The 22,980-nt window shown below is 34.3% G+C and carries 21 protein-coding genes and 1 pseudogene; 14 read left to right on the top strand and 8 right to left on the bottom strand.

What is annotated here, in order from left to right; translation table 11 throughout:
• Positions 1 to 27 precede the first annotated feature (27 nt).
• From moaCB to Q4Q34_RS18630, 8 genes and pseudogenes are all read right to left on the bottom strand, one after another.
• Positions 28 to 942, bottom strand: a pseudogene (moaCB, locus tag Q4Q34_RS18665) (bifunctional molybdenum cofactor biosynthesis protein MoaC/MoaB); the annotation flags it as partial.
• 72 nt (positions 943 to 1,014) lie between these two features.
• Positions 1,015 to 1,458, bottom strand: coding sequence for a molybdenum cofactor biosynthesis protein MoaE (locus Q4Q34_RS18660; RefSeq protein WP_303317935.1), 444 nt, complete (start codon positions 1,456 to 1,458; stop codon positions 1,015 to 1,017).
• 58 nt (positions 1,459 to 1,516) lie between these two features.
• The gene (gene moeB / locus Q4Q34_RS18655) at positions 1,517 to 2,605 is read right to left on the bottom strand and encodes a HesA/MoeB/ThiF family protein (RefSeq protein WP_303317934.1); all 1,089 of its coding nucleotides are present in this window, start codon (positions 2,603 to 2,605) and stop codon (positions 1,517 to 1,519) included.
• Positions 2,606 to 2,757: 152 nt separating this feature from the next.
• A complete protein-coding gene (locus tag Q4Q34_RS18650) occupies positions 2,758 to 2,991 on the bottom strand; it encodes a MoaD/ThiS family protein (protein ID WP_303317933.1) in 234 nt (77 codons plus the stop codon).
• Positions 2,975 to 3,559, bottom strand: coding sequence for a molybdenum cofactor guanylyltransferase (mobA, locus tag Q4Q34_RS18645; protein WP_303317932.1), 585 nt, complete (start codon positions 3,557 to 3,559; stop codon positions 2,975 to 2,977). The genes Q4Q34_RS18650 and mobA overlap by 17 nt, the downstream gene beginning before the upstream one ends.
• Position 3,560: 1 nt before the next feature.
• The gene (locus tag Q4Q34_RS18640) at positions 3,561 to 4,301 is read right to left on the bottom strand and encodes a sulfite exporter TauE/SafE family protein (protein ID WP_303317931.1); all 741 of its coding nucleotides are present in this window, start codon (positions 4,299 to 4,301) and stop codon (positions 3,561 to 3,563) included.
• Between the two features lie 143 nt (positions 4,302 to 4,444).
• Entirely contained in the window at positions 4,445 to 4,783 is a 339-nt protein-coding gene (locus Q4Q34_RS18635) for a winged helix-turn-helix domain-containing protein (RefSeq protein WP_303317930.1), read from the bottom strand.
• A gap of 9 nt (positions 4,784 to 4,792) precedes the next feature.
• Positions 4,793 to 5,971, bottom strand: coding sequence for a molybdopterin molybdotransferase MoeA (locus Q4Q34_RS18630; protein WP_303317929.1), 1,179 nt, complete (start codon positions 5,969 to 5,971; stop codon positions 4,793 to 4,795).
• A gap of 252 nt (positions 5,972 to 6,223) precedes the next feature.
• On the opposite strand from Q4Q34_RS18630, the gene Q4Q34_RS18625 reads away from it, so the two are divergent.
• The 14 genes from Q4Q34_RS18625 to Q4Q34_RS18560 all read left to right on the top strand — a co-directional run bounded on the left by Q4Q34_RS18625 (position 6,224) and on the right by Q4Q34_RS18560 (position 22,972).
• Entirely contained in the window at positions 6,224 to 6,463 is a 240-nt protein-coding gene (locus Q4Q34_RS18625) for a hypothetical protein (RefSeq protein WP_303317928.1), read from the top strand.
• Positions 6,464 to 6,465: 2 nt separating this feature from the next.
• On the top strand, positions 6,466 to 8,793 hold the full coding sequence (locus tag Q4Q34_RS18620) for a molybdopterin-dependent oxidoreductase (protein WP_303317927.1): 2,328 nt from the start codon (positions 6,466 to 6,468) through the stop codon (positions 8,791 to 8,793).
• 2 nt (positions 8,794 to 8,795) lie between these two features.
• On the top strand, positions 8,796 to 9,488 hold the full coding sequence (locus tag Q4Q34_RS18615; protein WP_303317926.1) for a multiheme c-type cytochrome: 693 nt from the start codon (positions 8,796 to 8,798) through the stop codon (positions 9,486 to 9,488).
• Positions 9,478 to 10,107, top strand: a complete 630-nt coding sequence (locus tag Q4Q34_RS18610) for a cytochrome c3 family protein (RefSeq protein ID WP_303317925.1) — start codon at positions 9,478 to 9,480, stop codon at positions 10,105 to 10,107. The genes Q4Q34_RS18615 and Q4Q34_RS18610 overlap by 11 nt, the downstream gene beginning before the upstream one ends.
• A 34-nt stretch (positions 10,108 to 10,141) precedes the next feature.
• Positions 10,142 to 11,272: a 4Fe-4S dicluster domain-containing protein gene (locus tag Q4Q34_RS18605; RefSeq protein WP_303317924.1), complete on the top strand. Its 1,131-nt coding sequence runs from the start codon at positions 10,142 to 10,144 to the stop codon at positions 11,270 to 11,272.
• 200 nt (positions 11,273 to 11,472) lie between these two features.
• Positions 11,473 to 12,693 (top strand): sulfate reduction electron transfer complex DsrMKJOP subunit DsrP, encoded by a 1,221-nt coding sequence (gene dsrP, locus Q4Q34_RS18600; RefSeq protein WP_303317923.1) that lies wholly within the window; start codon positions 11,473 to 11,475, stop codon positions 12,691 to 12,693.
• A gap of 218 nt (positions 12,694 to 12,911) precedes the next feature.
• On the top strand, positions 12,912 to 13,511 hold the full coding sequence (gene nrfH / locus Q4Q34_RS18595) for a cytochrome c nitrite reductase small subunit (protein ID WP_303317922.1): 600 nt from the start codon (positions 12,912 to 12,914) through the stop codon (positions 13,509 to 13,511).
• 11 nt (positions 13,512 to 13,522) lie between these two features.
• On the top strand, positions 13,523 to 15,019 hold the full coding sequence (gene nrfA, locus Q4Q34_RS18590; protein WP_303317921.1) for an ammonia-forming cytochrome c nitrite reductase: 1,497 nt from the start codon (positions 13,523 to 13,525) through the stop codon (positions 15,017 to 15,019).
• A gap of 98 nt (positions 15,020 to 15,117) precedes the next feature.
• Entirely contained in the window at positions 15,118 to 18,270 is a 3,153-nt protein-coding gene (gene ccsA / locus Q4Q34_RS18585) for a cytochrome c biogenesis protein (RefSeq protein ID WP_303317920.1), read from the top strand.
• A gap of 495 nt (positions 18,271 to 18,765) precedes the next feature.
• Entirely contained in the window at positions 18,766 to 19,524 is a 759-nt protein-coding gene (locus Q4Q34_RS18580) for a Crp/Fnr family transcriptional regulator (protein ID WP_303317919.1), read from the top strand.
• Positions 19,525 to 20,104: 580 nt separating this feature from the next.
• Complete coding sequence (locus tag Q4Q34_RS18575; protein ID WP_303317918.1) at positions 20,105 to 20,518, top strand: globin family protein; 414 nt, start codon at positions 20,105 to 20,107, stop codon at positions 20,516 to 20,518.
• A 21-nt stretch (positions 20,519 to 20,539) separates the two neighbouring features.
• Complete coding sequence (locus tag Q4Q34_RS18570) at positions 20,540 to 21,349, top strand: c-type heme family protein (protein ID WP_303317917.1); 810 nt, start codon at positions 20,540 to 20,542, stop codon at positions 21,347 to 21,349.
• A gap of 107 nt (positions 21,350 to 21,456) precedes the next feature.
• Positions 21,457 to 21,936, top strand: a complete 480-nt coding sequence (locus Q4Q34_RS18565; protein WP_303317916.1) for a hypothetical protein — start codon at positions 21,457 to 21,459, stop codon at positions 21,934 to 21,936.
• 7 nt (positions 21,937 to 21,943) lie between these two features.
• Positions 21,944 to 22,972 (top strand): ferredoxin--NADP reductase, encoded by a 1,029-nt coding sequence (locus Q4Q34_RS18560; protein WP_303317915.1) that lies wholly within the window; start codon positions 21,944 to 21,946, stop codon positions 22,970 to 22,972.
• Positions 22,973 to 22,980: the final 8 nt, after the last annotated feature.

The following is a 22,980-nucleotide window of genomic DNA, read 5'->3' as shown; positions in this document are numbered from 1 at the left end:
TTTTTAAAACCTGACTGGTCTTAATCCTTAATCGTGCCTTGCCCCTTTTAATATTCTAAAAATATGCAGCACCGATGGAAATATAGCATCCATGGACTCTTTAGCACCATTGGTTGAGCCTGGTAATGCCAATACCAAGGTGTTATCCATGGTTCCTGCAACACTTCTGGACAACATTGAAAATGGTGTTCTATCTTGTCCGTAGTTGCGAATAGCTTCCTCAATACCCGGAATTCTTCTATCTAAAAGCGGTAAAAGTGCTTCAGGAGTAATGTCTCTAACAGAAAGCCCTGTACCGCCAGTATAAATGATTAAATCAATACCTTGTTCTTGATAGCTTTTTGCTTTCTCTTGAATAATTTCTTTTTCATCTGGTATAATAATGTAATCTTCGATTTTTACATCACTTTCTTCTAATTTCTTTATGATGGCTTTTCCTGCTTTATCTTCTTTATGTCCTGCTGAAATCGTATCAGAGCATACAATCACGGCAGCTTTTAAATCTTTTCTAAAACGATCTCTAAAATCAGATTTCCCACCTTTTTTATTTAGTAGTTTTATGTCGTGAATTTCAATGCCTTTATCAATAGGTTTTAGCATATCGTACATGTTTAAAGCAACAACGCTGGCACCATGCATGGCTTCAACTTCAACGCCTGTTTTATAAATGGTTTTTACTGTGAATAAAACAGTGATTTCAAGATCATTGATTTCATATTCAACACCAGTAAATTCAATAGGTAAGGGGTGACAGTCAGGAAGAATATCAGGAGTTCTTTTTACGCCTAATAATCCTGCTGCTTTACTCATGGCAAAAACGTTGCCTTTTGGAACCGTATCATTTTGAATAGCTGTAATGGTTTCGGGTTTGCTAACCTTTACTATGGCTTGTGCTATAGCGGTTCTTAATGTGGTACTTTTATGTGTGATATCTACCATTGTGGTGTGTGTTGTATAGTTGTGTGTTGTTTATTTGTTTTCGACTTAACGACAAACTGCTAAACAAAAAACAGTTTACGAGTTTACTTTCCATTGGTGACTTTCATCTTCAAAAATTTCCTTTCCAAATACAGGAACATCTGCTTTTATAGCTTCAACAATAAACTCTAAAGCTTCAAAAACCACTTTACGCCTTGGAGAAGACACAAAAACGAATAAACAGATTTCTCCAGCTTTAACAGTTCCTAAACTGTGATAGATATGCATACAGGTTAATTCGAATTTCTCGAATGCAGCTTCTCTGATGTCATGGAATTTGGCATTCGCCATGTCTTCATAAGCCGTATATTCTATTGCTGAAACTGTTTTGTTATCGATAACGTCGGCTCGTACTTGACCTAAGAAAATATTATGAGCGCCTATGCTTGTTTTTGTTTGATGTTTTGCAATGGAATTTCCTATGAATTCTGAAGAAATTGCCCCTTGCCTAAATACGTTTTTTATTTTTTTATCTGCCATTGTTTTTTTATGTTTTGTAGACCTGTCAGGTTTTTAAAACCTGACAGGTCTGATTATTTTAATCGGTTAACCTGCTAGCTTTTTGACAAAATTCATCTATCTCTAAAGCCCCTTCAATAACGCTGTAACAATTATTAATTTCAAATGCTTTTAGCATGGAAACGGCCTTTTTACTTCTGATTCCAGATTGACAAAAGATGACTTTTTTCTTTTCTGGATTGATTTTCTCTAATTGAGACTCTAATACACTCAAAGGGATGCATGTAACATCTAAACTTTCAATTTTTGGTGTTTCATGAGTTTCACGAACATCAATAATTTGAATCTCTTTCAGGTTAATAGCTTCTGTTATTGAAATAGTATCGATTTCTATGTCACAAACTTCTTCAATATCTTGAGTATGGAAGCTGTTTTTTTTACTTAAAACAGTCTCAATTTCTGATGTGGATCTGTTTATTTTTAATGTGATGGTTTGGTTATTTAACGCATTGTAACAAAGTAGTTTTCCAGAAAGTGGTTGACCCAGACCTAAAATGATCTTTAAAACTTCATTAGCCTGCATCGTTCCTATAATGCCAGGTAACACACCTAAAACACCTATTTCAGAGCAATTAGGAACAGTACCTTTTTCTGGAGGCGTAGGAAATAAGCAGCGATAGCTTGGTCCGCTGTTATAATTGAAGACCGAAACCTGACCTTCAAACTTGTAAATAGACCCAAAAACTAATGGTTTGTTGGTTATAACAGACGCGTCGTTGACTAGGTAACGGGTTGCAAAATTATCGGATCCATCAACAATGATATCGTATTGATTAAATAATTCGATCGCATTTTTATGTGTCAATTTTTCGGGATAGGAGATTATAGAAATGCTATTGTTTAAATCTTCTAAACGTTTTTTTGCTGCTACTGCTTTATTTTCGCCTAATGACGATGTGCCAAATAACACCTGACGTTGTAAATTTGATAGTTCTACCACATCAAAATCTACAATACCGAGTGTTCCTATACCTGCAGCGGTAAGATATTGTAAAATGGGACAACCTAAGCCACCAGCACCAATGACTAATACTTTAGCCTTAGAAATTTTGTCTTGGCCTTCTTGACCGATTTCTGATAATATAATATGTCTGCTGTATCTGTTCATTCCCAAATTCCTGCGAAGGCAGGAATCTCATCCTACCATTTCTAATTACTTTAATATTTCATTTTCTGTCATGTCGATAGAGGTACGATTGAGACATCCCATAACAGTGAATTGTTTCATTAATTATGATGTCTCCCTCTAGATCGAAATGACTACCCACCTGCGAAAGGTGGTAATAAAGCTATTTCTTTTCCTGATAATTCTGTTTCTAAAGACACCAATTCCTGATTTTGAGCAATTTGAAAATCTTTATTTTTTAGAGCATTATATTTTGAATAGATATGCTCTAAAAGCTCAGAAATCAAGACTCCTGAGAACTCTAAAGACTCTTCTTCTTTCTGAGTAATCTCTGCTATTTGACCAAAATATTTAATCTTTATGAGCATCTTCTAATTGTTTTAATTCTTCTTTTGTATTCACGTTCATTGTAGTTTTATAATCTGTATAGTCCAGTGAAATATTTTTAACACGGCATTGACTAACCGCTATACGTAAACGTCTTTCATCTTTTTTCAATAAATTACTAAAAATACGACTACACTGTTTTTTATAAAGCGCTATTAATGGCATCGTTTTACCATTACTTTCTATCTGAATGATATCAGTGTCATGCTCTGCATTAGTTGTTAATTTTTCCAGTATTTCAGTTTTAATTAATGGAATGTCGCAGCTCAAAACTAAATTATAATCCGTTTTAGATGCTTCAAGGCCTGAGCAGATTCCTGATACGGGTCCAGCATCTTTTAAGGTGTCTGTTACTCTTTTGTAGCCTAAAGCATCGTAATCTGGATGATCAGAAACAATGATGATTTCAGATACCAGAGGTTTTAAAGCATCAATGCTATACTGAATAAAAGGTCTCTCGTTTAATACTAAAAACCCTTTGTCTGTTCCCATCCTAGAGCTTTTACCTCCAGCTAAAATGATACCTGTTATGTCTTTTCTGTCTATCATTTTATGTGAAAAATAATTTAACACAAGCAATCAGTAATACAAAAGCTAAGATATATTGTAAGTTCTGATTGTTTATTTTTTTACTACCATAATACCCTCCTAAAATGCCGCCAATTAACGCAATGATGACTAACAAAAAAGATGCTTTTTCTAAGGTAACACCAATACTAAACTGGCCAATTAAACCAGAAGCAGAATTCACCCAAATAAATAAAGCCGAAACAGCTGCGGCCTCTTTCATTTTACCCCAATGTAACAACAAAATAATGGGTGTTAATATGATACCACCACCAATACCTATAAGCCCTGAGAAGAAACCAATAATACCTCCAACTAACAAACCTTGCCATAATTTTACGTCTTTAATGGCTGTACTTTCTTTTCCGAAAACGTTCAACATTTTTAATATGGCAAAAATCAATAAAACAGCTAGTATCTTTTTGTATAATGACGCATCTATTTCAATCATACCCCCAATAAAAGCCATTGGTATAGAAGTTATTGCAAATGATATAAATAACTTTTTGTTAAAGAAGCCTTCCTTATAATAATAGTAAAATGAAATACCAGCTACAAAAAGATTTAACAATAGGGCAGTAGGTTTCATACTTTCTGGAGCAAATGAAAACAAAGCCATAAGTGCCAAATACCCACTAGCACCACCATGACCAACGCTGGAATACAGAAACGATACTACTGGGAGTATGATTAAAAATATGTATATGTTTTCTGTTTGTAGCATTTTTTTAGTATTCAGTGTTCAGTGCCCAGTGTTCAGTGTTTGGAATTTGTTATATAATCTACAGAGTTTCAATTTTATATTTGTTTTTGATAATTTATTGCTTGCCTACTGATGACTGATCACTGAATACTGATCACTATCACCTACAGCGCTTCTATTTTCTCCAATTGCTTATCCAAAAAGGCCCAACAATTCTTATTGATTTCATCAAAAGCATTAATTAACGACTGACCATATTCAGTTAATTCGGCGCCACCGCCACCTTTACCACCAATACTATTAATCGTTACGGGCTTTTTAGCTGATTTATTTACCGAGTCTAAAAGTTGCCATGCTTTCTTATAGGATATATTTAAGGATTTAGCAGCTTTTGAAAGCGATCCAGTTTCATGTATGGCTTTTAGTAAATGTACACGCCCTTCACCGAGAAGTACATTATTCTCAGATTCAATCCAGATTCTACTTTTAATCTTATATCCCATAATCTTAGTTTAAACTGGTAATAAAATAACTTCTAATTCATCATTTATATTAATGCGGGAAACATCTTCAGGAACAAAAACCAAAGCATTTGAAAGCGCAAATGTTTGCAGCATGGATGAGTTTTGTCCTTCTAATATTTCAACGTGATCATTGTTATATATAGCCTTTAGAAACTGGGGTCTATCACCTTTTTTATCAAATTTAGAAATAGACTTGGCCTTAACTCTAGGTAATTCGACAGTACCTTTATTCATCATTTTTTGCAGTGCGATATACACATAAGCATAGAAGCAAGAGAGTGCAGCTGCTGGGTTCCCTGGTAAAGCAAATATGGCAGTATCCTCTTTTTTTCCAAAAAATAAAGGTTTACCTGGTTTTTGTTTTACTTTATAGAATACCTCTTTGACTTGTAATTCTTTAAGAGCCTTACCAACAAAATCATAATCACCAACTGATATCCCTCCTGTCGCAATAACCAGATCATTATTGTTGATAACAGCTTCAAGCTTATTTTTAGTTTGTATATAATGGTCTTCTATCTTATGAATAGTCACATCATAAAATTTAAGATTATACAACGCATTTAAAAGCATTTTTGAGTTGCTTTCATATATTTTTCCATATGTTAATGGGGCACCAGCTTCAACAAGCTCATTGCCTGTAGTAATTAGGGCTATAGACGGTTTTTGGAAAACCTGAGCCTCAGTGATTCCTAAAGACGTTAAATAACCTATGGCAGCAGGTGTTAATTTGGTTTCTTTTTTTAAAGCTAATTCCCCGGTTTTAACTTGTTCTCCCATAGGGCGAATATTATGACCTTCCAATACATCGCTTTCTACAGTTATTTTTGAACCATCAACAACAACTTTTTCCTGCATCATAACGGCATTGGCAGTTTCTGGAACTGGAGCTCCAGTAAATATTCTAACAGCCTCACCAGGTTTTAAAACAGGCTGATGATGATCACCAGCTTTTACTTCATCTACCAAATTATATGACAAGTCATTATGTAAATACAAAGCATAACCATCCATGGCAGATTGCCTAAAAGGAGGCATGTTTACAGGTGAAACAATATCTTTAGACAAGTGATAACCTCCGCATCTTTCTAGCGGTTTAGTTTCTTCTTTAAAAAGAGGGGTAATATTGTTTTTAACAGCGTTTATAGCCTCATGTATTGTTATCATGTCATAAATATCGTTATGTCTCAGCAAATATAACGATTTTGATTTTTAATATGACATGACAATTGTCAGTTATTTATGTTATATTTATTGTGACCTCACAACCTGATATTTAGCAGTTCAAAAACTGCCAAAAAACAGGTTATTTAGATTTAGTTTAAATTACTTCGTAGTCTCCTTTCTATGATATTTATCAGTTTTTATCTTTTTCATTTAAGATAATTTTATCCTGTTTTAAAAATAAACGCATTTTTTATGCCTATAAAAAGTTATTTAGCACACCCGGAAGAAGGTCAAAAAGAAGCACTCATAGCGGCTTTGTCCAAAATTGACCATTGTGATGTTATTCCATCAGAGAACAAAGATCTACTAATTGTAGTGACCGATACAGAAAATAAAACTGACGACGAAAAAGTAAAAGAGTCCATTGAAGCTATTGAGAGTTTAAAACTTCTGGCAATGGTTTCTGGCTTTAATACACCCAAAAACAACTAAATATGCAAAACTCTTTAACTAACAGAAGAAATTTTTTAAAAAAGATGGCAGCGGCTGCAGCAATGACTGCGGCAGCATCGATGTTCCCTGGAATTATATTTGCTTCAGAACAAAATGCTAATCTACCTAAAGGAGGTAATCTAGATTGGAAAAAAGGACCTTGTCGTTTTTGCGGTGTAGGATGCGGTATCCTGGTAGGAGTGGATCAAGGAAAAGCAGTAGCGGTAAAAGGTGATCCTAATTGTGAAGTAAACAAAGGATTACTTTGTGTAAAAGGCTACCATCAAATTATGTGTACGCAGGCTAAAGATAGGCTAACGCATGCTTTGGTTAAGAAGAATGGGAGGTATATCCAAACACCTATTAATGAAGCTTTAGACATTGTTGCTAATAAAATGAAGGAAACCATTGAAAAGCATGGTAAAGATTCAGTAGCAATGTATACGTCGGGACAATCAACAATTCCTGAAGGTTATGTCGCTTCAAAATTGATGAAGGGGGCTATTGGAACTAATAATTTAGACTGTAATGCGCGACTATGTATGGCAAGTGCTGTAGCTGGATTTTTAACCACTTTTGGAGCTGATGAGCCTATGGGCTGTTATGAAGATATAGACCATGCAGATTATTTCATTACCTGGGGTAATAATATGGCAGAAATGCATCCTGTATTATTCTCAAGAATGTTAGAACAAAAAAACAGGAGGGGTGCTAAAATTATAGATTTTGCCACAAGAACGACACGTTCAAGTACAGCATCCAATAAATCGATTTTATTTGAACCACAAACAGATTTAGCTGTTGCAAATGCCATTTGTTACGAGATTATTAATAATGGTTGGATGAATAAATCGTTTGTAGAAAACCATGTGAACTTTAGTAAAGGCTTAACAAACATGGGATATGGTGTTGAAGATAAATTTAATTTTAAAGACAAGCCTACCAAAATTGATTTTGAAGCCTATAAAAAATTCTTGGAAGATTATAAGCCTGAGAAAGTAGCAAAATATTCAAAAGTATCTGTAAAAGACATTAAATATTTGGCTGCTATTTATGGAGATCCTAATAAAAAGGTAGTGTCTTATTGGTGTATGGGGATGAACCAACATACCAGAGGAACCTGGATGAATAACTTAGTGTATAACATTCACTTATTAACTGGTAAAATTTCACAACCAGGAAACGGACCATTTTCTTTAACAGGTCAGCCATCAGCTTGCGGTACAGCCAGAGAAGTGGGGACGTTTACACATAAATTACCAAAAGGTGTAGTAACGAATGAAAAACACAGACGTTTAGCAGCTAAAATATGGAAGGTGCCTTATGAAAGAATTCCAGCAAAACCTACCTATCATGCTACGGAAATGTTTAGAGCTGTAGACCGAGGTGATATTAAATTTATCTGGACACAAGTTACTAACCCTTTAGTGTCGTTACCAAAGACAAGTCGTTACCGTCCAGGTATGGAAAAAGACTCTTGTTTTGTCGTCGTTTCAGATGTATTTCCAACACCGACATCTGATGTTGCAGACGTTATTTTACCAGCGTCCTGGCATATAGAAAAAAGTGGATTATACGGCAACTCAGAGCGTAGAACACAACATTGGGATAAAATGGTAGAAGGACCAGGAGAAACGACTCCAGATGCTTGGATGACTATTGAAATAGCAAAACGAATGGGCTATGGTGATTTGTTTCCATATAGTGAAGAAAACCACGTAGAAGAAATATATAACGAATACAAACAGTTTCATGAAGGTGCCAAACACGGCATGGCACCTTTAGAGGTTCTCAAAAAAGAATCTGGAGCTATTTGGCCTTATGTAGATGGAAAATCTACGCAATGGCGTTTTAACGCAAAATATGACCCAGCCTGTAGCAATGATAAAGATTTTCATTTTTATGGAAAACCAGACGGTAAAGCTGTTATTTGGCAACGACCTTATGAGCCAGCAGCAGAATCCCCAGATACAGAATATCCATTTTGGTTAAATACGGGACGTGTTATAGAACATTGGCACACAGGCTCTATGACTCGCAGAATTCCAGTATTACATAAAGCAATGCCAGAGGCCTATATAGAGTTTCACCCAGAAGATGCTAAAATATTGGGGATCAGAAATGGTGAAAAAGTAAAAGTAAGCTCGCGAAGAGGATCATGTATATTACCAGCTTCTATAAATGAAAGAGGCCTACCTACTAAAGGACAGGTTTTTGTGCCTTTCTTTGATGAAAACATGTTGATTAATGATGTTACGCTAGATGCTTTTTGTCCTATTTCTAAAGAGCCAGACTATAAAAAATGCGCTGTTAAAGTTGAAAAAGCATAGCAATGAAAAAAAGACTAGGTATCATATCGTTATTTGTAATTCTCTTTATAACATTTATTACTATTTGGAATTACAGCTATGAAATAGGGCTTGAAGAAGCTTATATTCCAATTGAAGACAATAGTAGTGTTTATGCAATTCCATCAGAATCAGGTGTTTTTAAACGTTCTGAGCACGCCATGGATTATGAGAATATGCCTGTAGATAAGAATCATCAAAGGTCATTAATCACTTACTATAAAAACAGAGCGTATCATGGAGCACCTCCTAGTATTCCACATGCAGTGGACGAACAACAAAACATGGGAGGCCAAAGTTGTTTGAAATGCCATGAAAATGGTGGATTTACTGAAAAATTTCAAGCTTATGCTCCTGTAACACCACATCCAGAATTGGTAAACTGTAAGCAATGCCATGTGGAGCAAAATACACAGACCTTATTTAAAAGTGGAAACTATGCACATGTTATGGCTCCAAAAGTAGGCGTTAACAATGCTTTATTAGGAAGCCCTCCAATGATTCCACATCAAATTCAATTAAGAGAGAATTGCTTATCCTGCCATGCAGGCCCAAGTGCACCTAAAGAAATTAGAGTCTCACATCCAGAGCGTGTTAACTGTAGACAATGTCACGTACCTAGTACTAAAGAGATGACCGAGGTAGGAACTTTTAAAAGAGCTGGTCATGAAGAATAATATAAATATGATGAATAAAATAGTTTGTTTTTCTGTTTTCTTATTGGCATTTTTTTCTTGTAAACACCATGAAAATGAATACCATAGTATAACTGATAAGATAGAAGCTGAAAGCAAAGATTATCACGGAACTTCAATCTCGTCTGAAGCATACATAGGTGAGATACAAACCATAGAAATCACAGAAGGCGATCACACGTTTTTAATTCCCGAAAGAAAAAGTCAAATTAAGTCTTATGCCTGTACCGAGTGCCATTCTAAACCTTTGTCACAAATGAAGAGTAAAGACATTCAAAAGGCACATTGGGATATTAAAATGGATCATGCTAATGAGAATACAATGAATTGTGTGACTTGTCATAATCCAGATAATATAGATGATTTAAGAAGTCTTACAGGACATACTATTGATTTTAATACGAGTTATAACCTGTGTAATCAATGCCATACCAAACAATTTGAAGATTGGAAAGGAGGTGCACATGGTAAACGTATAGGAGGATGGGCACCGCCGAGAGCCTCTATGACTTGTGTGAATTGTCACGATCCGCACAAGCCTCATTTTGAGTCAAGATGGCCAGCACGATTTAATACCCAAAAGGTAAAAGAAAGAGAATAACTAACACCATTTATGGAATTAATAATATTTAGGTATGAGTAGTAATAATAACAAAAAATGGTTTTCATTAAATATTGGCAGGAAGGAAAAAACGTCTTCTGGTTCCTGTAGTTGTGGAAAGTCTTCCGGAGGTTGTGGTGGTAGTTCTAATGCACACCACATGACAAATGAAGCATTTACTGAGGCTGCTATAAATGCGTCTATAGGAGAAGAAAGAACCAAAGATGGATTTGAGCAGGTTTTTGATGTGAAAATGGACAGACGAAGCGCTTTTAAAAAGCTAACAGCCAGCTTGTTAATTGGAGCGGGAGCAGTGAGCACATCTTGTAGTGTAATTAGCGGCGATGAAAGCAAAGAAAAAGCACAAATAGATTGGGAAGAGCAATTTAAAGGAAACTATAAATTGATGACCGACAAAGAAAAAGAAGCGACTGTGGATAGGTTGGTACGTTCGTATCAATTAAGAACAGGAAAAAATATAAGCATGTCATCTAAAAATGCAGAAGAAGATGTGTTGTTTGGTTATGCCTTTAATATTTCTAAATGTCAGGGGTACATGGATTGTGTAAATGCATGTGTAGAGGAGAATAATCAAGACCGAAACTCCCAAATGCAATATATAAGAATCCATGAAATGAAAGATGGTAAGGGTTTCAATTTTAATGAGGCTGACGATAATTACTATCACGAAGTGCCTGCGCAAGGACATTTTTACATGGGAACACAGTGTTTTCATTGTGATAATCCACCATGTGTAGAAGTATGCCCCGTGCAAGCCACCTGGCGAGAAGATGATGGATTGGTGGTTGTCGATTATGATTGGTGTGTTGGTTGTAGATATTGTATGGCTGCTTGCCCTTATGACGGTAGACGATTTAACTGGAGTAAGCCCGAAGTACCAGAATCAGAAATTAATCATAATCAGCATTATTTAGGAAATCGTATGCGTAAAAAAGGCGTTATGGAAAAATGTACATTCTGTGTACAACGATCCAGAGCCGGTAAAAACCCTGCATGTGTTGAAGCCTGTCCTACAGGAGCTAGAATTTTTGGAAATCTGTTAGATCCAGATAGTACAATTAGATGGGTTTTGGAGAATAAAAAAGTATTTAGATTAAAGGAAGATTTAGGTACAGAACCTAAGTTCTGGTATTTTATGGACTAACACCGTTTAGTGTTAGACCTGTTAATAAGCAGGAATTACAAAATAGTACGTCATTGCGAAACATTTGGAAAATGTTGTGGCAATCTGTTTAAATAAGAGAAAGATTACCACGTCGCAGGCTCCTCGTAATGACAGATTAAAAAATATAATGAAAAGTTCAATAGGTTATTAACCAATTGCATAAAAAATAAATAAAACAGATGAAACGATTAAAAGTTTTTGGAAGTTTAGTTAAGGACAGTTTAGACACGATAACACATGGTTCAAAAAAGTATCATTTATGGATGGCACTCTTAACTTTTGTCATGTTGGCTGGGATGTATTGTTATTCCATTCAATTAGAGCACGGGCTTAGTGTTACCGGTATGACAGATAGAGTGAGTTGGGGCTTATATATTTCTAATTTTACTTTTTTAGTTGGTGTGGCGGCCGCAGCAGTTATGCTTGTTATGCCCACCTACGTTTTAAAAGATATCGATTTTAAACAAGCAGTGCTTATTGGTGAGGGCTTAGCAGTGGCGGCACTTATTATGTGTTTAGCTTTTGTAATAGCAGATATGGGAGGGCCTTCAGTGTTATGGCATATGATTCCAGGGATTGGCGTGTTTAACTTTCCAAACTCCATGTTAACATGGGATGTATTGGTACTTAATGGCTATTTGTTTTTAAATATTACCATTCCATTTTATATTTTATTTAGACATTATCAAGGCAAAGAAGCTAAACGCAGTGTATATATCCCAGGAGCTATTTTATCTGTTTTTTGGGCTGTTGCGATTCACTTAGTTACTGCATTTTTATATCAAGGGTTACAAGCACGTCCGTTTTGGAATAATGCCCTATTAGGCCCTCGGTTTTTGGCATCAGCATTTGCAGCAGGACCTGCATTAATTATTTTGGTTTTAGCTATTATTAGAAACTTTACGGAATTTAAAATTCAAGATAAGACCATTAAAAAGATTGCAATGGTTGTTACTGTAGCTGCTCAAATAAATTTAATCATGCTTATCTCAGAATTATTTAAAGAGTTTTATGCGCCAACACATCATAGTGAAAGTGCCTATTATCTTTTCTTTGGATTAGATGGTAAGGATGCTTTATTACCATGGATTTGGACGGCCATACCTTTAAATGTATTAGCCACGGTCTTATTAACGTTCCATAAGCTTAGAAACAATTTTAAAGTGCTCTTCTTTTGTTGCTTCATATTATTTGTTGCTATTTGGATTGAAAAAGGATTCGGACTTATTGTTCCTGGATTTATTCCTGGACCTTACGGAAAAATAGCTGAGTATATGCCTACAGGTATTGAAATAGGAGTCACATTAGGTATTTGGGCGCTAGGAGCTTTTGTATTTACAATCCTTGCTAAAACAGCAATAGGGATAGAATTAGGGAAATTAAAGTATAAAAAGAAATAAAAGAAGAAAATGTAAATGGGTATGTTATATTTCTGTAGTTTTAAGATGAAAATATCTTTAAATATGATATATGTCAGTTTATTTACTCTTAAAATATAAGAGATTTGTTCCTAAGTTTAAATGTACTTGTAATACTTGAAAAATTACTTAAGGTATCTTTATAATGGCTAGTGAAATGGCTCTTATAGATGCTCTAACCAAGATAGAAATTAAATAAAGTGAATCTTAAAAAAAACATATTACCAGATAAAAAATCGAGATGGAGAACTGTCGCGGTTTTTTTAATTGCTGTTATTACTGGGCTGGGGCTTTTTATGGCTAAAGAAGCAGAAGTGGTTTCTTATATGTCAGACAATCCACTTGCCTGTGTTAACTGCCATGTTATGACACCCGTTTATAATAGTTGGATGCATAGTTCACATCGAGAATGGGCAAACTGTAACGATTGTCACGTACCTCATAACAATGTATTTAATAAATATTATTTTAAAGCAAAAGACGGCTTGTTTCACGCTTCCGTATTTACTTTAAGGGCAGAACCAGAAGTTATGTTTATGCGGGAAGAATCTCAGGAAGTTGTACAAAATAATTGTATTCGTTGTCATGTACAGCAAGTCACACAAACTAAGTATGACGGTTGGATAGACGATCATGCAAAAAACAGAACAGAGCGGAAATGTTGGAGTTGTCATCAAGAAGTACCGCATGGCACTGTACACGGAATATCCACTATAAAGAATAACATTGCACCTATTCCAACAGATACAGAGGAAACTGTTATCCCGGATTGGTTAGAAAAACAAATAGAAGACAAATAATTATAACAAAAATGAAAAACAAAGTATTATTTATCGTTACAGCAATAGTAGTATTTCTACTAGGCTTGTTAGCATCTAGTATTGTTAACAGAAAGAATGAGGCTAAATATAAATACGTTCCGCAAGTTGAAATAAGTGAAAACGAACCACGAAATGAAGAATGGGGAAAAAATTACCCAGCCGAATATCAATCGTTTTTACAAACAGCAGAAACTGATTTCGCATCACAGCAAGGTGGTTCAGCCATGAGAGATGTGCTACATGAAGATTCACGCTTAGTTGTACTTTGGGCTGGATATGGGTTTGCAAAAGATTATAATCAGGGAAGAGGACACCAGTATGCTATTGAAGATTTACGTAATTCTTTAAGAACAGGAGGCCCTAAAGGAAAAGGTGACGGTCCTATGCCTGCGACATGTTGGACTTGTAAAAGTCCAGATGTACCACGTTTAATGAACGAAAATGGTATCGCTGAGTTTTACTCAGGAAAATGGGCAGATAAAGGCGCTGAAGTTGTTAACCCTATTGGTTGTGCAGATTGTCACGATTCAAAAACGATGAAGCTAACCATTTCCAGACCAGCCTTAGTAGAAGCTTTTGAAGAAATGGGTAAGGATATCAACCAGGCAACCCATCAGGAAATGCGTTCTTTAGTTTGTGCGCAATGTCATGTTGAATACTATTTTGATAAGAAAAATCCAGGTAACGAAGGTGTCCCTTATTTAAAATTCCCATGGAAAAATGGGATGTCTGTTGAAGCTATGGAAAAATATTATGACGATATTAATTTTAAAGATTGGACACATAAGTTAAGCCGTGCACCTATGCTTAAAGCGCAACATCCTGGTTACGAAACATATTTAACGGGTGTTCATGCCGATAGAGGCGTATCTTGTGCAGATTGTCATATGCCTTACAAGAGTGAAGGGGGACAGAAATTCACGGATCATCATATCCAATCACCTTTAAACAATGTTGCTAATGCATGTCAAGTGTGTCATAGAGAAGATGCCGATAAGCTAAAGGAAAATGTTTACGAACGTCAGCGTAAAGCAGCAGAAAACAGATTAAAATTAGAAGATTTCATCGTTAAGGCACATATAGAAGCTAAAAAAGCCTGGGACTTAGGAGCCACAGAAGAACAAATGAAGGACATCTTAATGGATATTCGTCATGCACAATGGCGCTGGGATTATTCTGCAGCAGCACATGGCGCATCATTTCACTCGCCAGTTGAAACAGCAAGAGTTATGGGAAGTGCGTTTACCGTTATTCAAGAAGGGCGTTTAAAATTAGCTCGTTTGTTATCTGAATTAGGACATAATGAACCTGTTGAGATGCCGGATATTTCTACTAAAGAAAAAGCACAAGAATATATAGGTTTAGATGTTGAAAAAATGAAACAAGATAAAGAAGCATTTAAACAAAATCTGGTTCCGAAATGGTTAGAAGAAGCAAAAGCCCGTGAAGCAGGTTACGATACTAAAAAAGTATCAATGAATAAATAGAGGTACACAAACCTTGTTGTTATAATTAATTAAAAAAGATAACATTTGAGGGGTAAAACCACAAATGTTATCTTTCTTCTTTTAAGAGAGAAACCCTCATGCAAAAATTATATAAATTTTTTTCATCTTCTAGTTTAGCATTATTACTACTTTTAGTTTTTGCAATTGCTATGGCTGCTGCTACTTTTGTAGAAAACGATTTTGGTACGGCGACCGCATGGGTTGCTATTTATGATGCTTGGTGGTTTGAAGTCGTTTTGTTAGGATTAGCCATTTCTTTTTTTGCTAATATTTTTAAATATAAGTTATTCCAAAAAGAAAAATGGGCTACTTTATTGTTTCATGTCGCATTTATTGTCATAATATTAGGAGCAGCCATTACAAGATACGCCTCTTATGGAGGCATCATGAGGATTAGAGAAGGAGCGTCCTCTAATATTGTTATTTCAGATACTAATTTTTTAACAGCTACCATAACCGATGGTACGAATACTAAAGCGATAAAAGAAAAACTATCATTTTCGCCTATAAACGATAATGACTTTACTTTAAAAACAAGTTTTAATGATAAGCCGATAAGCATTTCATACAACAATTTTATTGCCGATGCTATTCCCGAAGTCGTCCATGATGAAACTTTAGGTGAACCACTTTTAGAAATGGTTGTAACGGTTGGCAACGGGAGAAATACAATATATCTTAAGAAAGGAGAAATTGAAAAAATTGGAAAACATCAACATGAAATAGGGTTTAATTCCAATAAAGAAGGTATTATTAATATTGTAGAAAAGGATGGAGCATTTAGTATTAAAACACCACACGATTTAGACTTTTTTATCATGTCATCACAACAGGCAGGAAAGGTTTCTAAAGATAACTTACAAGCTATTACTTTAAGAACGTTGTATAGAGATGGCGATATTTCTTTTGTACCATTAGTCTACTATGAAAAGGGGAAATTTCAATTAAAAAGCGTTTCAGAGAAGCCTAAGGATAATGATAAAACGAAAGATGATGCTTTAATTGTAAATGTGTCTGTTGATGGTAAAGAACAACCTGTAAATATCTTATACAGAGAGGGTTTTTTACCAACACATCATGATTTAGAAATTAATGATATAAGAGTTATTCTTTCCTATGGAGCGGCCGCTATTCAAACCCCTTTTTCAATTCAATTAGATGATTTTCAGTTAGAAAGGTATCCAGGATCTTCAAGTCCTTCTGCTTACGCCAGTGAAGTCACTATTTTAGATAACGATACAAAGACACCCTTTAGAATTTTTATGAATAATGTGTTGGATTATCAAGGTTATCGCTTTTTTCAGGCAAGTTATGATACCGATGAAAAAGGAACAGTACTTTCTGTAAACCATGATAGAATAGGAACTTTTGTTACGTATTTAGGGTATTTGTTAATGATGATTGGTATGTTTTTTACGCTTTTTGGAAAAACATCACGTTTTAAATTCATCAATAAAAAACTAAAACAGTTAAAGAAAAAGTCTGTTACTACAGCATGTCTGCTTCTTTTTGGTTTGACCAGTATATTTGCGCAAATACCAACAGACTCACTAATGACTGTTGTTGAAAAAGCTATTGAAAGTCAGGAAATAGATAAAGGTCATGCCAATTTTTTTGGAAGACTCTTGGTTCAGGATTTAGATGGACGTATAAAACCAATAAATACCTTAGCATCCGAGTTTCTAAGAAAAATTTCCAGAAAGTCTAAATTTACATATCCGCTGGCCGGTAAAAAAATAGTACTTGATGCCAATCAGACCTTTTTAGCCATGCACATGTTGCCACAAATATGGCAACGCGTACCCATTATAAAGGCAGATTTTAAGAAAACAGGAACCTTATTTGATAGTACCCCTAAAGGAAAAAATAACTTAATAGCATTCACCAATTTATTAGATGAAAAAGGAGATTATCTTTTAACGAATCAAGTTGAAGACGCTAATAAAAAGAAACCATCAGAACGTAATGAATTTGATAAGGAAGTTTTAAAAATAGATGAGCGTTTTAATATTCTTTACAATGTTTTTATAGGCAATTACCTGAAAATTTTCCCAAATAAAAACGATTCTAATAATACCTGGTTTAGCTATACACACCATTTTAAAGATTTTCCTGAGGAAGATGCTCAATTTGCCCAAACAATTGTGCCGTCGTATTTTAAAGATATTACGACTAGAAACTATGAAGGTGCCCATGAAAAACTCATGTATATTAAAAAATACCAAGACGTTTTAGGAGCTGAGGTTATACCAACACCAGAGCGCATTGAAGCAGAGTTATGGTATAATAAGGCTAATATCAATTTTTGGTTGTTTCAAGTGTTTTTTACGCTAGGCTTTATCTTGCTAATTTTGGCCATAGTTAGAATGTTTTCCCAGAAAAAATGGGTAGAAGTTTTAAATAATACATTTATTGTTTTAACATTAATTTCCTTTTTATGTTTTACGGGAAATATTCTTTTACGTTGGTATGTTGCGCAGCATGCACCCTGGAGTAACGGTTATGAAATGTTAATTTTTGTAGCATGGGTATTAGTATTATGCGGATTATTTACATTTAGGAAATCTGATTTTTCACTACCTCTATCCACTTTGTTTTCTGGGGCTTTATTATTTGTAAGCTATCTAGATTGGTTAAGTCCGGAAATCACCAATTTAATGCCTGTATTAAAGTCGTATTGGCTAAAAATTCATGTGGCTACCATAGTAAGTAGTTATGCACCTTTAGCGCTATCGGCCATTCTTGGTCTTATGGCTTTATTATTATTGATTTTTAAAACACCGAAGACAAAAACCATCATAGACATTAAAATTAAAGAGCTTACTTATATAAATGAAATAGCCATGACAATTGGTTTATTCGTATTGGCTGTAGGTACTTTTTTAGGAGGTATCTGGGCGAATGAATCCTGGGGACGTTATTGGGCGTGGGATCCTAAAGAAACCTGGGCGTTAATAAGTATTATTGTATATGCTATTGTTTTACATTTACGTTTTATTCCGAAATTAAATAATATGTATGTGCTTAACGTCGCCAGTATGTTTGCTTTTTGGTCTATTATAATGACATCTTTTGGAGTTAATTATTATTTATCTGGTTTGCATAGTTATGCAGCGGGTGATCCTCTGCCTATTCCAGTGTTTGTTTATGTACTGGCTGTTTTTATGATAGTTGTTGCTGTTGTAGCTGCTTTTAGGAATAAAGCTAAGCAGGAAGTTTCTGAAAAATAATGAATTAGTAACTAACAACAGTTTTCTTTTTACTTTTTCGTCAATATGCAGTTTTTGTCATTCCTGCGGAGGCAGGAATCCACAAATTTATAAAATGATTCATGTATGAACCATACACTAACATTATTTTACTTTAACAAATAAACTATCATAATACTTAAGATTTGTATGGCTAGTGGTTAAAATAAGATATCATTTATTTAATAGAATAAAGTAATAATTTAATATTTTCAATATTTAAGTGGATTCCTACACCTATAGTAATGACAAACTTATAACTATCAAATAATTAGGAGTGGTTACATTAAAAGTTGAATAAAAATCAAGCTTTTTATTTTACGAATTTGCCATAAATCAATATTCAAAATTACCATGTTGTGAATTTGAATATTGATTTTTAGTTTTCTCTTAAAAGTGAATGCGGTATTTATAATTATACGTATTAATACTTATATTCGTGATATCACATAATACTTAAATGAGTACTTAAAGAGAATGCAGTCAACGTTTAAAAGCATAAAAGAGGTAAAACAGAGAGCAAATCCGTTGTCTGGTTTAGCGTGCAATTTATGTGATAATACGAACTGTTTAATCAAAAAGAACCTGTCTACTTTAGAAAGCTCTAATTTCACGAATAAAAAGAACAATATCAAGTGTAAAAAAGGGCAGCAGTTCATCATTGAAGGCGCTCCCGTAAATGGCTTATTTTTTATTTTAAAAGGTACTGTAAAAGTCTTTCGAACAGGTATTAATGGAAGAGAACAAATCGTAAGGTTTGCCAAAGAAGGAGAAATTATCGGTCATCGTGGTTTTGGAACTGAAGAATACTATTCTATAGGTGCTATTGCATTGCAAGACACAGTTTTGTGTTATTTTTCAAAGAACGATTTACAAGAAGCGTTACTCGAAAACCCTAAGTTCACTTACGATATGATGCTATTTTATGCAGATGAGCTTAATAGAAGTGAAAATAAAGTAAAATCCATTTCGCAAATGACTGTTCGAGAACGTGTTATTGATACCTTGTTATATATCCACCGAAAATTTGGCCATTTAAAAGGCTTTTTAAACTTACCTTTAAGCCGGAGAGAGTATGCCGACTATGCTGGAACTACAGAAGAACAGGTTATTCGTGCATTTTCTGCACTTAAAAAGGAAAAGCTTATTATAGCAAAAGGAAAGAAGATTGGTATAAGCAATATTCCACTACTTAAAAAAGAGATTAGCGAGCATAATTACTTCTTGGACAGCTAGTTTTCTAAATATTTTTTACTTCTTGTCGTTTGGGTATAGCTTTTTAATAGACGCGAATTACACTAATTTATAGCTTTGTATACTTTTAGTGAATTGATAGTCAGTATTTTAAAGTGTGTTTTTTTAAAACTAGTCATTCTGAAGACTATCGAAGACAAAATATATTTTGTTTGAAGATATGAAGTGGAGGTTTCGAGGAGCCTGCCGGTCGGCAGTGAATTTCATCATGATGAGATGTCTCGTCGCTCATGCTTCGCTCTGTCGACATGACAAACACTTATATTTCAGGTAATTGATCTGATTTTTTTGAGTGCTATTCAAGTCAAACAGACGTTAATCAGTGAAATTCGTGTCCAACTTCCTAATACGTATTGATATTTAGATATACACAGTAGCTCTAAAACCGCTCCCTTTCTCCATTCTTAAATAATTAACTGCGTTTTGACAGCTTTTCACATGCGGTAAAAGACCATTTACAACTGTATTATTTCATAATTAATTAAGAAACTACTATTTATTTTTGCCTTAAATAAGTACTAATACTTAATTTTTATAAACACAAACCAAATACATAAGATTTATGGAATCAACAACCATCACTCTAGTTCAAGAATCATTTGAAAAAGTAAGACCCATAGCCCCAACTGCTGCAAAAATATTTTACGAAAAACTTTTTGATTTAGATCCACAACTAAAACCATTATTTCCGAGTGATGAAGATGCTATGAAAACACAAGGAAACAAATTGATGAGCATGCTTGGTGCAGCTGTAGCTGGCTTGAGTAACTTGGATGCATTAATTCCTATTTTAAAAGATTTAGGAAAAAGACATACAGAATATAAAGTAGAAGCTTTTCATTACACTACCGTAGGTGAAGCATTATTAGGAACTCTTGAAGTTGGTTTGGGAGACGATTTTACTCCTGAAGTAAAAGATGCATGGGCAAGTGTATATGGTACAATGTCTAAAGTCATGATTGAAGCTGCTTATTAATAACTAAAAAAAATCAGAAATATGAAGATTATTTACAAAACCATATTACCATTAACATGTATCATTTTAGTTTCATGTGGTGGAGTTCCAGAAGAAAAATCAGAAACAACAAGTATAGAAAATGCCTTTTCTGTAGAAGACGTATTAGAAATGGTAGCTAAAGAGAATGATGTTACAAGAACACTCTATACAAAAGCCATAGTAGGTAAAGGTAAAAAACAAGGAATGAAGTTTGACGAAGACTGGAGAAAGGACGATGTAGAAGCAGGACCATTACCAGCATTATTTTTAAGAGGTGTAGCCACGAGTATTAGAAAGAACCCCGTGCCTTTAGGCTTGTATTTGGGATCTGATTTTCCGGTAAATGCAGCCAATAAATTTGAAGGAAAGCAGGCGGATTTATTTAAACAAATTAAAAAGGATCAAAAACCACAATTTTTCTATGACGAAGAGCAAAAACTGCATACTGCAATGTTTGCAGATTTAGCCAGTGCAGGAGCTTGTGTAAGTTGTCATAATGAACATCCTCAGACAACAAAATCAGATTGGAAATTAGGAGATGTTATGGGAGCTACGACATGGCAATACCCAAAAGATTCATTAACATACAAAGAAACTATAGCGGTTTTAAACTCTTATGCTAAGGGGACTGTAGATATATACATGGAATATTTGGATGAAATTAAAGCCTTTAAGGAAAGTGAAAAGCCGGAAATAGGCAAAAAATGGCCAGCAGAAGGAAATTATTTGCCAACAGCCGAAGTTTTTCTTGATAGTGTTAAAAAGTTAGCATCTTATGAGACTATGAAACATCTTGTAGCAGCGAAATAAGTGAAGTTTAGTTTTGATTATTCAATTGCAACTCTGCTCATTCCTTATGCTTCATAATTGTGATGAGCAAGTTGCTATTGTTTACCCTGAAATCATAGATAAAATTTATGTTAATTAATAACAAATCCTCTTTAATCGGATTAATTTTCTTAAGTGCTTTCTTTTTACAGTTTTTTTTGAAATTAGAATGGAATGGGTTGCTTGAACTCCAGCAACAAGAAATGTATAAGCGCTGGTCTGGTCTGGTTTTGGCTTTGTTTATAATCTTTCAATGGGTACTTACATTAACTCGGATTATTAAAAAGCTTAGAAAATATGCTATGTCTATGCAGACAATACATAAGTGGTTAGGAGCCATTAGTCCCTTAGTCTTTTATATACATAGTATGTCTTTAGGGTACGGGTATCTGTTATTGCTGTCTTATATATTCTTTTCGAACACATTATTGGGATATTTTAATCTCGATGTTATAAAAAATAATAACGATCTGTTATTTAAAGGCTGGATGATTGCTCATGTAGCGTTATCCATAATAGTCACGATTATGATGGTATTTCATATAGCCATTGTATTTTATTATAAATAGATACCGTATGAAACTACTAATAAAAGATATAATTAGAGAAACCGATGATGCTATCAGTTTGTGTTTCAAGAATGGAAACTTTTTCAAAAAATTAAAGTATAAGCCAGGACAATTTTTAACCATTCATGTTCCTATTGATACGGTTGTGCATAAACGAGCTTATTCATTTAGTAGTAATCCGTACACCGATAAAGATTTAAAAATTACTATAAAACGTGTCGAGAAAGGACTGGTTTCAAACTTTGTTCATGATAATCTTCATGTAGGAGATAAGTTAGTTGTTGATAACCCTGCAGGTTCTTTTTATGTAGAACCAGCCAGTAAACAAAAAAAGCAATATATATTATTTGCAGGAGGTAGTGGAATTACCCCCATGTTTTCTATTATAAAATCAGTTTTAACAGAAGAAAAGGATTCCAATATATTATTGATTTACGCAAATCAAAGCATGGAGTCTATTATTTTTCATGATGAAATAAAAGCATTAGAAAACAAGTACCCTAATAATTTTTCTATAGAGCATATTATTTCTTCAAATAAGGAAGATAATAACAACTACTATGCAGGTTTAGTAACACATAAATTATTAAATAAAATATTTTCTAAACATTTATTGGCTTATGATGATCATACCTATATGATTTGTGGTCCTTTTGGTTATATGGAGAAAATAAAAGAGCTCTTAAAAGATAATGGTGTTACCAGAGAAAAAATTATGATCGAAGTTTTTAAAGCTCCAGTAGTAAAAGTTTCTGGTAAAGATCTTTTGAGTGATGTGACTTTAAAAGTTGAAGGAGAAGCCCATCAGATACAAGTAAGGGGGGACAAATCCATATTAGAGCAAGCTATGTCAGAAAGTATTGTTATTCCATATTCATGTAGAGCAGGCATGTGCTCTTCTTGTAGAGCAAAATGTATTTCGGGAGAAGTTATGATGACTGAAGGACATTTGCTGCCAGATAGCGATGTGGAAAACGGAGACATTCTCACTTGTATTAGTTATCCTGTAAGTGAGAAAGTTGTAATTGAAATATAATTTAAAAA

The organism is Flavivirga abyssicola (assembly GCF_030540775.2).
In the GTDB taxonomy this organism is placed as follows: Bacteria; Bacteroidota; Bacteroidia; order Flavobacteriales; family Flavobacteriaceae; genus Flavivirga; species Flavivirga abyssicola.
Note: the sequence above shows the minus strand (reverse complement) of the source record. Positions and strands in the feature narration are given on the sequence as shown.